Source organism: Sulfitobacter sp. W074, from assembly GCF_025142275.1.
GTDB lineage: Bacteria > Pseudomonadota > Alphaproteobacteria > Rhodobacterales > Rhodobacteraceae > Sulfitobacter > Sulfitobacter profundi.
Window position 1 is genome coordinate 2406531 of the sequence record NZ_CP081130.1, and the last position, 12420, is coordinate 2418950.

12 protein-coding genes are annotated in these 12420 nt (G+C 62.4%); 7 read left to right on the forward strand and 5 right to left on the reverse strand.

Going from position 1 to position 12420, the window contains the following annotated elements; translation table 11 throughout:
* The first annotated feature begins 7 nt into the window (after positions 1-7).
* Positions 8-538: an REP-associated tyrosine transposase gene (locus K3762_RS11920; protein WP_260009512.1), complete on the forward strand. Its 531-nt coding sequence runs from the start codon at positions 8-10 to the stop codon at positions 536-538.
* Positions 539-810: 272 nt separating this feature from the next.
* Here K3762_RS11920 and K3762_RS11925 read toward each other — a convergent pair whose 3' ends face one another.
* The 3 genes from K3762_RS11925 to K3762_RS11935 form a co-directional block, all read right to left on the reverse strand.
* Complete coding sequence (locus tag K3762_RS11925; RefSeq protein ID WP_120351356.1) at positions 811-1593, reverse strand: gamma-glutamyl-gamma-aminobutyrate hydrolase family protein; 783 nt, start codon at positions 1591-1593, stop codon at positions 811-813.
* Between the two features lie 52 nt (positions 1594-1645).
* Positions 1646-3811, reverse strand: coding sequence for a malate synthase G (locus K3762_RS11930; RefSeq protein WP_260009513.1), 2166 nt, complete (start codon positions 3809-3811; stop codon positions 1646-1648).
* A 91-nt stretch (positions 3812-3902) separates the two neighbouring features.
* On the reverse strand, positions 3903-4127 hold the full coding sequence (locus K3762_RS11935; RefSeq protein ID WP_067938439.1) for a hypothetical protein: 225 nt from the start codon (positions 4125-4127) through the stop codon (positions 3903-3905).
* A gap of 103 nt (positions 4128-4230) precedes the next feature.
* Here K3762_RS11935 and pepN point away from each other — a divergent pair, with 103 nt between their 5' ends.
* Positions 4231-6789: an aminopeptidase N gene (gene pepN, locus K3762_RS11940; RefSeq protein WP_260009514.1), complete on the forward strand. Its 2559-nt coding sequence runs from the start codon at positions 4231-4233 to the stop codon at positions 6787-6789.
* Positions 6790-6811: 22 nt separating this feature from the next.
* Positions 6812-7243, forward strand: coding sequence for a hypothetical protein (locus tag K3762_RS11945; RefSeq protein WP_240791587.1), 432 nt, complete (start codon positions 6812-6814; stop codon positions 7241-7243).
* Position 7244: 1 nt separating this feature from the next.
* On the opposite strand, the gene K3762_RS11950 is transcribed toward K3762_RS11945, so the two are convergent.
* The gene (locus K3762_RS11950; RefSeq protein ID WP_240791586.1) at positions 7245-7985 is read right to left on the reverse strand and encodes a transglycosylase SLT domain-containing protein; all 741 of its coding nucleotides are present in this window, start codon (positions 7983-7985) and stop codon (positions 7245-7247) included.
* Positions 7986-8238: 253 nt separating this feature from the next.
* Between K3762_RS11950 and K3762_RS11955 the strand changes: the two genes are divergently transcribed.
* The 4 genes from K3762_RS11955 to K3762_RS11970 all read left to right on the forward strand — a co-directional run bounded on the left by K3762_RS11955 (position 8239) and on the right by K3762_RS11970 (position 12135).
* A complete protein-coding gene (locus K3762_RS11955) occupies positions 8239-9513 on the forward strand; it encodes a hypothetical protein (protein ID WP_240791585.1) in 1275 nt (424 codons plus the stop codon).
* Positions 9514-9583: 70 nt separating this feature from the next.
* Positions 9584-11098 (forward strand): Asp-tRNA(Asn)/Glu-tRNA(Gln) amidotransferase subunit GatB, encoded by a 1515-nt coding sequence (gene gatB, locus K3762_RS11960; RefSeq protein ID WP_120351361.1) that lies wholly within the window; start codon positions 9584-9586, stop codon positions 11096-11098.
* The gene (locus K3762_RS11965; RefSeq protein WP_132444485.1) at positions 11095-11580 is read left to right on the forward strand and encodes a thioesterase family protein; all 486 of its coding nucleotides are present in this window, start codon (positions 11095-11097) and stop codon (positions 11578-11580) included. Before gatB ends, K3762_RS11965 begins: the two co-directional genes overlap by 4 nt.
* 45 nt (positions 11581-11625) lie before the next feature.
* A complete protein-coding gene (locus K3762_RS11970; protein WP_132444484.1) occupies positions 11626-12135 on the forward strand; it encodes a DUF4177 domain-containing protein in 510 nt (169 codons plus the stop codon).
* A 9-nt stretch (positions 12136-12144) separates the two neighbouring features.
* Here K3762_RS11970 and K3762_RS11975 read toward each other — a convergent pair whose 3' ends face one another.
* Complete coding sequence (locus tag K3762_RS11975) at positions 12145-12402, reverse strand: BolA family transcriptional regulator (RefSeq protein WP_132444483.1); 258 nt, start codon at positions 12400-12402, stop codon at positions 12145-12147.
* Positions 12403-12420 lie beyond the last annotated feature (18 nt).

Consider the following 12420-nt stretch of genomic DNA (forward strand, 5'->3'; position numbering starts at 1 on the left):
TGGGGCCATGAGAGACCGCGTTTCACCCTATGGCCCTAATTGCTATTTCTTTACCCTGCGCCTGGCGAAGCGGGACGATGATGCGCTGTTGCGGCATATCACGGCCCTGCGCCAAGCGATGCGCGAGACTTTGGCGCGCAGGCCGTTCCGGATTGATGCCATCGCGGTCCTACCGGATGTGATCCACACGGTTTGGACCCTGCCCCCGAATGATAATGACTACGGCAACCGCATCGGCATGTGGAAGGGGCGCTTTTTCAGACACCTCCCCCCAGCCCCGCATCGCAGCCTGCAGCAGATCAAACGGGGGGAGAAAGGGATATGGCAGCGGCGTTTTTGGGAGCATCGGATACGCGATCATGCGGATTTCGAGCGGCACTGCGATCTGGTGCACCTCAGCCCGGTGCATGCAGGATATTGTCAGCGACCAGAGGGGTGGCCCTACAGTTCCTATTCCCGCGCCGGTTCTCTTAGGTCCCGCCGCAGGATCGGAGGGCGGACCATCCGGCGGAGGAGGCGGTCTTGGACGATGATGTAACGCCGCTCAGTCACATGATGACACCCGCGCCCCCGAACCGCCTGCACAGTTGACTTGCTTGGCGGCAGATCACAGTGGCAGCCGGTATCGTGGCCCCATCTTTCATGGCCCGTTTTCGACAGGGGGTTGCGGTCGTCTCGTCATGCGGCACTGCGCGCGGCATCCCCGCAAGAGAGGTATCAACCCGACAGCGCCCGCAATATGCGCGGCCCGCGCTCATTCAGTGAGGGCCGCGCGCGCCCCGTGAGACCCGCGCGGTCAGCCGCCCAGTTCTATTGCGCGGCAGTCATCACCGGCAGGGCCGAGCCATCCGCGGCCCAAGCCCGCACCGCGGCACCGAAATGTTCAAACAACGGGCGCGAGACCGGGTCACTGGCCGCGTTCCACTCAGGATGCCATTGCACCGCGAGGGTAAAGCCCGGCGCGTCTTTGATGTAGATCGCCTCGGGCGTGCCGTCGTCCGCGTGGCCGTCGATCACCACGCGCGGGCCGGGTTCCTTGATCCCCTGCCCGTGCAGCGTGTTGGTCAGCACCTTCGATGCCCCCATCACGTGATGGAAAACACCGCCTTCGGTAAAGCTCACATCATGGCGCAGCTCGAATTTCTCTTCCATGGTGCCATCGGGGGGCATCCGGTGGTTCATCCGCCCGGGTAGCTCGCGAATCTCAGGGTAGAGCGATCCGCCCATGGCCACGTTCACCTCTTGAAAGCCGCGGCACAGCCCGAGGAACGGTTGGCCGCGCGCCACACAGGCGCGCACCAGCGCCAGCGCCACGGCATCGCGGGCGCGGTCAAAAGCACCATGGGCCTCTGTCTCGGGTTCACCGTATTCTTCGGGATGCACATTGGGGCGCCCGCCGGTCAGCAAAAAGCCGTCGCAGACCTCCAGCAATTCCTCGACCGAGACAAAGCGCGGATCGCTCGGCACGATCAGCGGCAGGCAGCCCGACACCTCGGCAATCGCTTCGGTGTTCATCTGCCCGCCCGCGTGGACGGGGTATTGATCGTTCAGCAGGTAGGAATTGCCAATGATACCAACGACGGGTCGGGCCATGAGTTACCTCTTTTTCACCATGGCCCGAACATAGGCGCTTCGCGCCGCGGCCTCAACCTCGGCTCTGCGCCTTCAACTCCAAACGCCGCGCGTGCAGCACCGGTTCGGTATAGCCCGAGGGCTGTTCGCGCCCCTTCAGCACCAGATCGCAAGCGGCCTGAAAGGCCACCCCGTCAAAGCCGGGCGCCATGGGACGATAGCTGGGATCGCCCTCGTTTTGACGGTCCACCACGGCTGCCATTTTTTTAAGCGCAGCCTCGGCTTCTTCGCGGCTGATGACGCCGTGATGCAGCCAATTCGCCAGCGCTTGGGCCGAGATGCGGCAGGTGGCGCGGTCTTCCATCAGGCCCACGTCGTTGATGTCGGGCACTTTGGAGCAGCCGACCCCTTGATCAATCCAGCGGACGACATACCCCAAAATACCCTGCGCATTGTTCTCAATCTCGCGGGTGATTTCTTCGGTGCTGAGGTTGCGGCCTTCCAGCACCGGGATGGTCAACAGCGCGTCGAGCGTGCCGCGCGCGCCGCCCGCTTTGATCTCTTCTTGCCGCGCCAACACGTTAACCTTGTGGTAATGTGTGGCATGTAGCGTGGCCGCCGTGGGCGATGGCACCCATGCGCAATTCGCACCGGATTGGGGGTGGCCGATCTTGGCCTCCAGCATCTCGGCCATGCGGTCGGGCATGGCCCACATGCCCTTGCCGATCTGCGCCCGCCCCTGCAATCCGCAGGCCAGGCCTATGTCGACGTTGCGGTCTTCGTAGGCAGCGATCCAAGCGCTGTTCTTCATCTCGCCCTTGGGCACCATCGGCCCGGCTTCCATGCTGGTGTGGATTTCGTCCCCTGTGCGGTCAAGAAAACCGGTGTTGATAAAGGCCACACGATGTTTCGCGGCCCGGATACATTCCGCGAGGTTCGCGCTAGTGCGGCGCTCTTCGTCCATGATGCCCAGCTTCACGGTATATTGCGGCAGGCCGAGCGTCTTTTCCACATGGGTGAAAATCTCATCGGCAAAGGCCACTTCCTCGGGTCCATGCATCTTGGGTTTCACCACATAGACGCTGCCGGTGACCGAATTGCCGCCTTCGCGCTTAAGGTCGTGGATCGCGATCAATGTGGTGATCATGGCATCCATCAGCCCTTCGCCGATCTCATGCCCCGCGCGGTCGAGCACGGCGGGATTGGTCATCAGATGTCCGACATTGCGAACCAGCATCAAAGAGCGGCCCTTCAGCGTCACTTCACCGCCATCCGGCGCGGTAAAGCTCCGATCATCGGCCATGCGGCGGGTGACGGTCTGGCCACCCTTTTCAAAGGTTTCTGCAAGATCGCCCTTCATCAGCCCCAGCCAGTTGCCATAGGCCAGCACCTTGTCCTCGGCGTCCACCGCCGCGACGCTGTCTTCGCAGTCCATGATGGTCGACAGCGCGGATTCGATGACCACATCGGCGACGCTGGCGGGATCGTCTTTGCCAATCGCATGGTCCGGGTCGATCTTGATCTCAATATGCAGCCCGTTGTTGCGCAAGAGGATCGCATCTGGCGCTTCTGCCGCGCCCCGGTAGCCTGCAAACTGCGCCGGATCGGCCAAACCGCAGGGGGCCGCATCCTGAGACATCACACCTTCGAGATGCCCGTCCACAACGCGGTAGCCCGCCAAATCTGCGTGGCTGCCCGCAGAGAGCGGCACCGCGTCATCCAAGAAAGCTTTTGCCTGCGACACCACCCGCGCACCACGGTCGGCGTCATACCCCTTGCCCATCGGCAAATCACCCAGCGCATCGGTGCCGTAGAACGCATCATAAAGGCTCCCCCAGCGCGCATTGGCGGCGTTGAGCGCGAAACGAGCATTGGTGATTGGCACCACAAGCTGCGGCCCGGGCACCTGCGCGATCTCGGGGTCGACGTTCTGCGTTTCGATCTGAAAATCTGGCCCTTCGGGCAAGAGGTAACCAATCTCGCGCAGGAATGCGGTATAGCTTTCCGCGTCGTGCGGCTGACCCGCGCGGGTGCGGTGCCAGTCGTCGATTTTGGCCTGAAGCTCGGCACGTTTCTCGAGCAGCGCGCGGTTCTTCGGCCCCAGATCATGCACGAGGTCCGACAGGCCCGCCCAAAAAACATCCGCTTCTACATCGGTGCCCGGCAGGGCCGATCCCTCAATGAACTCAACCAGTTCGGGGTCTACCTGCAAACCGTTTTTGTCAATTCTACCCGTCATTCTCTGCCCTCTCCCGCGCTGAATACCTTTGCGAAATGTCTAGCAGAAAGGCAAAGCGGCGCAAGCGCGTGAAGGACGGCGAGGCACGGCGTTATTTTACCGTCGGTTCTGGGGTGGCGATCACAGGCTCGGCGTCCGCCGGGCCGTCCACGGGCTGCACCTCTCCTTCTGGCGAGGGGTCGGTGGCCTGCAACACCGCGTAAACGATGCCAGCGATCATCAATAGCGCGCCCGCGATGATAGCGGTTTTGATACCGATCAAAGCGGGGCGATGACGTTTCTTCTGCGTTTCGGTATCGTTGTCGGGGGCGGACATGGATACACCTCATTGCTCGAAGTTGGGGCGGCTCGGCTTGCAGGCCGCCTTCTAGAGACATAACCTTTCCCAGACCAATTACGTTCCCCCGACTGGAGGCCCAATGCGCGACGCCACCCCCCAAACGATCTATCTCAGCGACTATCAGCCGTTCGGCTTCCTTGTGGATGAGGTGGCACTGACCTTTGAGCTTGATCCCCACAAGACGCGGGTCAAAAGCCGCATCGCCTTTCGCCCAAATCCTGCGGCGCAGACGGCGGAATTCTTCCTTCACGGAGAAGAACTCTCGCTGATTTCCGCGCAGATTGACGGCAAGCCCGCCTCCCCGAAGGTGACGGAGCGGGGTTTGACCTGTGATGTGCCAGACGGCCCCTTTATCTGGGAAGCCGAGGTTGAGATTGATCCCAAGGGCAACACCGCCCTTGAAGGGCTTTATATGTCGGGCGGCATGTATTGCACCCAATGCGAGGCCGAAGGCTTTCGCAAGATCACCTATTATCCAGACCGCCCCGATGTGATGAGTGTCTTTACCGTCACCATCAACGGGCCGCATCCTGTCTTGCTGTCCAACGGCAACCCGGTGGCGCAGGGGCAGAACCACGCCGAATGGCACGACCCATGGCCCAAACCTGCGTATCTTTTCGCGCTGGTGGCGGGCGATTTGGTCGCCCATTCCGATCGCTTCACCACCATGTCGGGCCGCGAAGTCGATCTGAATCTTTATGTCCGTCCCGGTGATGAGGGCAAATGCGCCTTTGGGATGGAGGCGCTGAAGGCGTCGATGAAATGGGACGAAGATGTCTATGGCCGCGAATATGACCTCGATATTTTCAACATCGTCGCGGTGGATGACTTCAACATGGGCGCGATGGAGAACAAGGGGCTGAACATTTTTAACTCCGCCGCCGTGCTTGCCTCACCCGAGACCTCTACGGATGACAATTTCGAGCGGATCGAAGCGATCATCGCCCATGAGTATTTCCACAATTGGACCGGCAACCGCATCACCTGCCGCGATTGGTTCCAGCTTTGCCTCAAGGAAGGACTGACCGTCTACCGTGACAGCCAGTTCACCTCCGACATGCGGTCCCCAGCGGTGAAACGCATCAGCGATGTGATCGACCTGCGCGGGCGCCAGTTCGCCGAAGATCAAGGCCCGCTGGCCCATCCGGTACGGCCCGAAAGCTTTCAGGAAATTAACAACTTTTACACCGCCACCGTTTATGAGAAAGGCGCCGAGGTGATCGGCATGCTCAAAACATTGGTGGGCGATGACGCCTATGCCAAAGCGCTGAACCTCTATTTCGAGCGTCACGACGGCGATGCGGCAACGATCGAAGATTGGCTAAAGGTGTTCGAAGACACCACGGGCCGTGACCTTACCCAGTTCAAACGCTGGTATGCGCAGGCGGGCACGCCGCATCTGTCGGTGACAGAGGCATGGGACGCGGGCAAAGGCATCTTCACGCTGACCTTCAATCAGCACACCCCGCCCAGCGCCGCCACGCCTGAGCCCAAGCCGCAGGTTCTGCCCATCACCGTGGGTTTGATCGGCGCGGACGGGGCCGAAGTGGCCCCCTCTCGCGTGCTTGAAATGACCGAAGCGGAGCAGAGCTTTGCCTTCGACGGGCTGGATGCGCGCCCGGTGGCCTCGGTGCTGCGGGGCTTCTCCGCTCCGGTGGTGCTGGATCAAGACCTCTCGAAAGAAGAGCGCCTGCTGCTGCTTGCCCATGACAGCGATCCGTTCAACCGGTGGGAGGCCGGGCGCATCTTGGCGCGGCAATCCTTGCTGGCCACGATCACCGAAGACAGCGCGCCGGATGACGAATGGCTCGCAGCATTGCGGGCGGTGCTGGAGGATGAGGCGCTGGAGCCTGCCTACCGCGCGCTGATGCTGGGCCTGCCCAGCCATGCCGATTTGGCCAGCACCCTTCATGACGCGGGCAAGACCCCGGATCCGGCGGCGATCCATCAGGCGGTGGAAGCCACGCGCGATGCCATGGCCGAGCGTTTTGCCCCGCTGCTGAGCGAGCTTTACGATCGGCATAAGGTCGACGCCCCCTACCAACCCAATGCCGCGCAATCGGGCAAACGTGCTCTGACAAATACCGCCCTTGCCTTGCTGACCCGCGTGCAGGGGCCAGAGCGCGCGCAGGCGCAGTACGATCAGGCCAACAACATGACCCAGCAACTCAGCGCACTGGCCGCATTGCTGCGCGCAGGCCATGGCGACAAGGCGTTGGAGGATTTCGAGGCCCAGTGGCGCGATGACCGTTTGGTGATGGACAAATGGTTCGGGCTGCAAGTCAGCCAAGCCGCGCCGGAAGAGGCCGCCGAGGTGGCGCGCAAACTCACCCAGCACGCGGATTTCAATTGGAAGAACCCCAACCGCTTCCGCGCGGTCTTTGGCAGCCTTGCAATGCACCATGCCGGGTTCCACCACGAAAGCGGCAAAGGCTACGCGCTGCTGGCCGACTGGCTGATCAAACTCGACCCGGTGAACCCGCAGACCACGGCGCGGATGTGTTCGGCCTTCCAGACATGGCGGCGCTACGACGCGACGCGGCAAGGGATGATCGAGACGCAACTGGACCGCATCCTCGCCAGCCCCGACCTCAGCCGGGACACGTCAGAGATGCTTAGCCGCATTCGCGGTGCCTGACGCGGCACCCCAGACAGAAAGCATGGCGGCCTATACCTACCGCCGCCATGCCCGCAGCCGGACGGCCCTGCTGGTGTTGCCCGCGATCTGGGCGGCCCTCGGCGCGGGGTGGCTCTGGCTTGATGCTTCGGGCTGGCTTGTGGGGCTGCTGGGGCTCTTCACCCTGCCTGCGCTTTGGGAGCTTTTCACCAATCCGAGCAGCGGCTTGACGCTAGACACCGACAATCTGTCATGGGTCACCGGCAAGCGTGACGCGAAAATTGCACTGGCGCAGATCGACCGCGTGCGGCTTGATACTCGGCTTGATATGTCGGTCCGCGCCACAGTCATTCTAAAGACGGGCCGCAAGATCAAACTGCCCTTCGAGGCCACCCCACCGCACCGCGCACTGGAAACCGCGCTACATGCGCGCGGCATCACCACAGAGCGGCACCACTTCACGCTGATCCAATGATTTACGGACGGCTGCGGGGCCGTGTCGCGTTCAACGGTTTGCAATAGGACTGCTGCCGAAGCCAGCGAGACATATCCGCCCGTTTGGACGCACTGCGCATCGGCCCCCAATCGGCCCCGACACCGCGCTTGCCGTTTCCGGCAATCACCCCGTCCCGCGGCACCGTCGTCGCCATGATCCGCACGGCACAGCTGAGATTCGCCGCCCCGTTCTTGAGCGCATCACCGCTGCCGACGTTACACTTATAGCCGCGCGCCGTGCCCGGCAGGATTTGCAACAGCCCATACCACCGACCGCCCCCACCCACGGCCCAAGACCGATAGGTGCTTTCATGTTTCGCCAGCGTCGACATAAAGCCGACCCAAAAGGCGCGCCGCTGGCTCTCGGATGCGTTCGGATAGGCCGGGCACCAGCTTTCGATATCGGCAGGCACCATATCGACCAAAGGCTTGCCATGCGACTTGAGCGCCGAAATAGCGGCCCGCGTCCAAAGCGAATGCCCCCGCATATGTTGCCAGCGCGTGCGCGGCAGATTGCCCGGGCGCGCAGGCGGGCGCAGCGTTGTGGTGAACGGCGCGGTTTCAAGCGCGGGCGGTTCCTCGTCAGCCTCCACCGCATCGGGGAAAGACAAAGAGGTCGCGGCGGTCTGCACCACGTTATCCACCTCCACCACAGGGGCGGGCTGTTTGGGAAGCTCGGCCCAAAGCAATGTGGGGCTTGTGCAGAGCAGCAGGGCAATCATGGCAGGTCTCATGGCGCGCATAAGACCGCCCCAAAGCGCGGTTGGCAAGCATGACGGCCCCGCAGGATCGGCAGATTTCCTCTGATCGGGAAACAGCGCGCCGCCCAGATGCCAGATTGTGGCCTGTGGTTACGCTTTCATGCCCGCCCCCGCTGCAGAATTTTCCCGAAAGCTCCGCACCCCGGACACGGTTCCGCCCCATTGCCCGGTCAAACCTAAATCATCGATAAATAGCAGGCAGGACCGGCCCCAGATGAAGAAACTCTCGCATATGATCCCGTCCGCCTTGCAGGGGTTCTTTGGCAAACCCGCGCCCCAAGCGCCCGAGCTTGAACCGCTGGAAATGCCGCTGCTGCGCCGCCGTGCGCCGCGCGACGCCTTGCTGCGCATTTCCTGCCCCGACCCCACCGCCGAAGAGATGCAGCGCGACCGCCACCAATACCGCGCGCAATGGCTGGTGCGCCAAGAACGCTGGGATGAGATGGCAACCCTGCTGCATGACGCCGATATGCGCCGCGAAATGACACCGGGTGCCATGCCGGTGGCCGAACTGATGGCCTTTGGCGCGCGGGCGGATGTGATTCTTGCTGCCGAACATGCGCTCTATGACGGCAAACCGGCCAGCGACGCCCCGCTGATGGCCGGGATCGAAGCCTTGGAACATGTGCTCGCCGACCATGCCGAAAGCCCCGTGATTGCGGCCATCGTGGCCCAAGCGCATATGGACATCGGCTGGGCTTGGCGCGGGACGGGCTGGGACAGCGACGTGCCCGCCCGCAACCACGCGGCCTTTGCGGCGCATTTTGAACGCGCGGAGCAAATCCTCGCGCCATTCGACAAGGACACAGCCGCCTCGCCCCTGCTCGCGGCGACGCACTGTGCCCTACTGGGGGGAACCGGCGGTGACGCCCGCGCCGTGGCCGACCGCTACGCCCGGCTCATCGACCTGAACCCCGAAAACCCGCGCCCCATGCGGGCCATGGGCAACCACCTTCTGCCGCGGTGGCATGGCTCATATGACCAATTGGAACTCGAGGCCCGTCGCACTGCCGCGCGGACCGAAGAGACATGGGGCGCGGGCGGCTATACATGGGTGCAATTCGACGCGATCAGCTGCGATGCGCGGGCCTGTGCCAATCTTGATGTGCCGTTTTTCATCGAAGGGCTGCGCGATATCCTCGCGCGTCGCCCCGATCCGCACACCGCCAACCTATTGGCCGCCTATTGTGCCAGCGCCATCGGTCAGGCCACCCCGTCCGAAGATGCCGCAGGGGCCGTGCGCGCCGAGATCGCCGATTGCGCCCGCTGGATCGTCCGGGATCATATGACGGAACTGCACCCGCTGCTATGGGCCCATGCTGCACGCGGCTTCGACAACAACCTGCGCGTCCGCTCCGCCCGGCGCTTTGCCGCCTCGGGCCGGGATGAGGCGATGCGCATCATCACCGGCCTGTTCCAAGGCGAGATCGAAGCGGGCAAACGGGTCATTTTCACCGAAGGCCGCCGCCAGATTGCCATGCCGGGCTAGCCTGCCTCTTGAAGCGCGTGGTGCGCTCCAGTATGACCGGCCAAGTTCCAATTGACCGAAGGCGGCCGCGATGCTTGATCTGAGTTACGACACCCCGAAACCGCGCGTGATTGCCGGTGCCAAACATGACTGGGAACTGGTCATCGGGATGGAGGTGCACGCGCAGGTCGCGTCGAACGCGAAACTCTTCTCCGGCGCCTCGACCAAATTCGGCGCGGAGCCCAACAGCAATGTGGCCTTCGTCGATGCCGCGATGCCCGGCATGCTGCCGGTGATCAACGAATATTGCGTCGAACAGGCCGTGCGCACCGGGCTGGGCCTCAAGGCCGAGATCAACCTGAAGTCCGCCTTCGACCGCAAGAACTACTTCTACCCCGACTTGCCGCAGGGATATCAGATCAGCCAGCTTTATGAGCCCATCGTGGGCGAAGGCGAAGTGCTGGTCGAGATTGGCGACGGCACCGCGCGGCTCGTGCGGATCGAGCGCATCCACATGGAACAGGACGCGGGCAAGTCGATCCACGATATGGACCCGAATATGTCTTTCGTCGATCTCAACCGTACCGGCGTCTGCCTGATGGAGATCGTCTCGCGCCCCGACATTCGCGGCCCCGAAGAGGCCGCCGCCTACCTTGGCAAACTGCGCCAAATCCTGCGCTATCTCGGCACCTGCAACGGCGACATGCAGTCCGGCGCGATGCGTGCTGACGTGAACGTGTCGATCTGCCGCGTGGGCCAGTACGAGAAGTACCAAGAGACACAGGATTTCAGCCATCTGGGCACCCGCTGCGAGATCAAGAACATGAACTCCATGCGCTTTATCCAGCAGGCCATCGAAGTCGAAGCCAAACGCCAGATCGCGATTGTCGAAGCCGGTGGCGAAGTGGTGCAGGAAACGCGCCTTTTCGACCCAGACAAGCAAGAAACCCGCTCCATGCGCTCCAAAGAAGAGGCGCATGACTACCGCTATTTCCCCGACCCCGATCTGCTGCCGCTTGAGATTGAGCAGGCATGGGTGGACGAGATTGCCGCAAACCTGCCGGAACTGCCGGACCAGAAGAAAGCGCGTTTCATCGGTGACTTTGGCCTGAGCGACTATGACGCTTCCGTGCTGACCGCCGATCTCGACAGCGCGGGCTACTTTGAGGCCGTGGCGCAGGGGCGCGATGGCAAGATGGCGGCGAACTGGGTGATCAACGAACTCTTCGGGCGTCTCAAGAAAGACGACAAGGGCATCACCGAAAGCCCGGTCACCCCGGCGCAGCTTGGCAGCATCGTCGATCTAATCGCGTCAGATGCGATTTCCGGCAAGATCGCCAAGGAAGTCTTTGAAATCACCTACACAACTGGCCGCGACCCGGCAGAGATCGTGGAGACTGAGGGCCTCAAGCAGGTCACAGACACCGGGGCGATTGAAACCGCTGTAGATGAAATCATTGCCGCCAACCCCGATCAGGTCGCCAAGGCGCAGCAGAACCCGAAGCTCGCGGGTTGGTTCGTCGGTCAGGTGATGAAAGCCACGGGCGGCAAGGCCAACCCCAAGGCCGTCAACGAAATCGTGTCGCGCAAGCTCGCCCAGCAATGAGTGAGACCCCGGCCCCCTTTCGTTCGAGCGAGGTGAAGGTTCTCCCCGAATGGATTGATTTCAATGGTCATTTGAACATGGCCTATTACAACGTCCTGTTCGATCAGGGCGTTGACCAAGCCTATGGCGAAATCGGTCTGGGGCCAGAATACCAGCACACGGGCTGCACCACCTATGTGGCCGAATTCCACGTCTGCTACCTGCGCGAATTGCATGAGGGTGACCGCGTCTACACCACCTTCCAATTGCTCGACCATGACGAGAAACGGTTTCACAGCTTTCAAGAGCTGTGGCACGTCGACGGTTGGCTCGCCGCCACCGCCGAAGGGTTAACGCTGCATGTGGACCAATCCGGCCCGCGTGTCGCCCCGATGCCGCAGCATATCCTGACACGTCTTGACGCGATGCGCCGCAGCCATGCCAAATTGCCCACACCGGCGCGGGCCGGTCGCCGCATCGGCATCCGCCGCAAATCCGCCTGAAACTCACCTGACGCGGCTCATGTCGCCAACCCAGCCGAGGCCCCTATGCGCTACGAATACAAGATCCTTCCCGCCCCCACCAAAGGGCAGAAAGCCAAAGGTCTGAAAGCCCCCGAAGCGCGCTTTGCCAATACGTTGGAAGAGTGCCTGAACGAACAGGCCGCCGAGGGCTGGGAGTACCAGCGGGCCGAGACATTGCCCTCGCAAGAACGCTCTGGCCTGACCTCGACCACCACCGAGTGGCGCAATGTGCTGGTGTTCCGCCGCTTGGCCAGCGCGAGCAGCCAGCCAGAGGACGGCGATCTGCTGCCCCCCGCCGCTGCAACGCCTGCATTGTCCGCCACAATTGAGGGCGACGAGACGGCGCTTCAGGCCGATGCGCCCGCCACTATCACGCCCGACGACGACGCCCCTACAAAGGTGGAGCCCGCCAAAGAGGAACCCGCCAAGCTGGCAACGCCACCTGCGTTCCTCTCCGGCACCGCGACAGAGCAAGCGCCGGACGTTTCTTCGCCGGATAAATCCGACGAAAACGACGACAAATCAAAGCGCTAAACGCGGGCCTTATTCGTCCAGATCAAGCGCCAGCGCATGAATGCGCCCCATCAGATCCGGCCCCAAGGCATTGTGCACCGCACGGTGCCGCGCCAGCCGGTTCTGACCCTTGAAACGCTCTGAGCGGATGCGCACGTTAAAGTGGCTTTCGCCCCCTTCTTGAAACCCGGCATGACCGCGATGGCTTTCGCTGTCATCTACCACATCCAATTCTCGCGGCGCAAAAGCGGCTTCCAGCCGGTCTGAAATCTCTTGTGTTGTCGACATGTTTTTTACCTCGGCCCC

Coding starts and splice junctions, on each gene's coding strand:
- K3762_RS11920 (WP_260009512.1), top strand. CDS start 8: ATGAGAGACCGCGTTTCACCCTATGGCCCTAATTGCTATTTCTTTACC.
- K3762_RS11925 (WP_120351356.1), bottom strand. CDS start 1,593: ATGGCCCGACCCGTCGTTGGTATCATTGGCAATTCCTACCTGCTGAAC.
- K3762_RS11930 (WP_260009513.1), bottom strand. CDS start 3,811: ATGACGGGTAGAATTGACAAAAACGGTTTGCAGGTAGACCCCGAACTG.
- K3762_RS11935 (WP_067938439.1), bottom strand. CDS start 4,127: ATGTCCGCCCCCGACAACGATACCGAAACGCAGAAGAAACGTCATCGC.
- pepN (WP_260009514.1), top strand. CDS start 4,231: ATGCGCGACGCCACCCCCCAAACGATCTATCTCAGCGACTATCAGCCG.
- K3762_RS11945 (WP_240791587.1), top strand. CDS start 6,812: ATGGCGGCCTATACCTACCGCCGCCATGCCCGCAGCCGGACGGCCCTG.
- K3762_RS11950 (WP_240791586.1), bottom strand. CDS start 7,985: ATGATTGCCCTGCTGCTCTGCACAAGCCCCACATTGCTTTGGGCCGAG.
- K3762_RS11955 (WP_240791585.1), top strand. CDS start 8,239: ATGAAGAAACTCTCGCATATGATCCCGTCCGCCTTGCAGGGGTTCTTT.
- gatB (WP_120351361.1), top strand. CDS start 9,584: ATGCTTGATCTGAGTTACGACACCCCGAAACCGCGCGTGATTGCCGGT.
- K3762_RS11965 (WP_132444485.1), top strand. CDS start 11,095: ATGAGTGAGACCCCGGCCCCCTTTCGTTCGAGCGAGGTGAAGGTTCTC.
- K3762_RS11970 (WP_132444484.1), top strand. CDS start 11,626: ATGCGCTACGAATACAAGATCCTTCCCGCCCCCACCAAAGGGCAGAAA.
- K3762_RS11975 (WP_132444483.1), bottom strand. CDS start 12,402: ATGTCGACAACACAAGAGATTTCAGACCGGCTGGAAGCCGCTTTTGCG.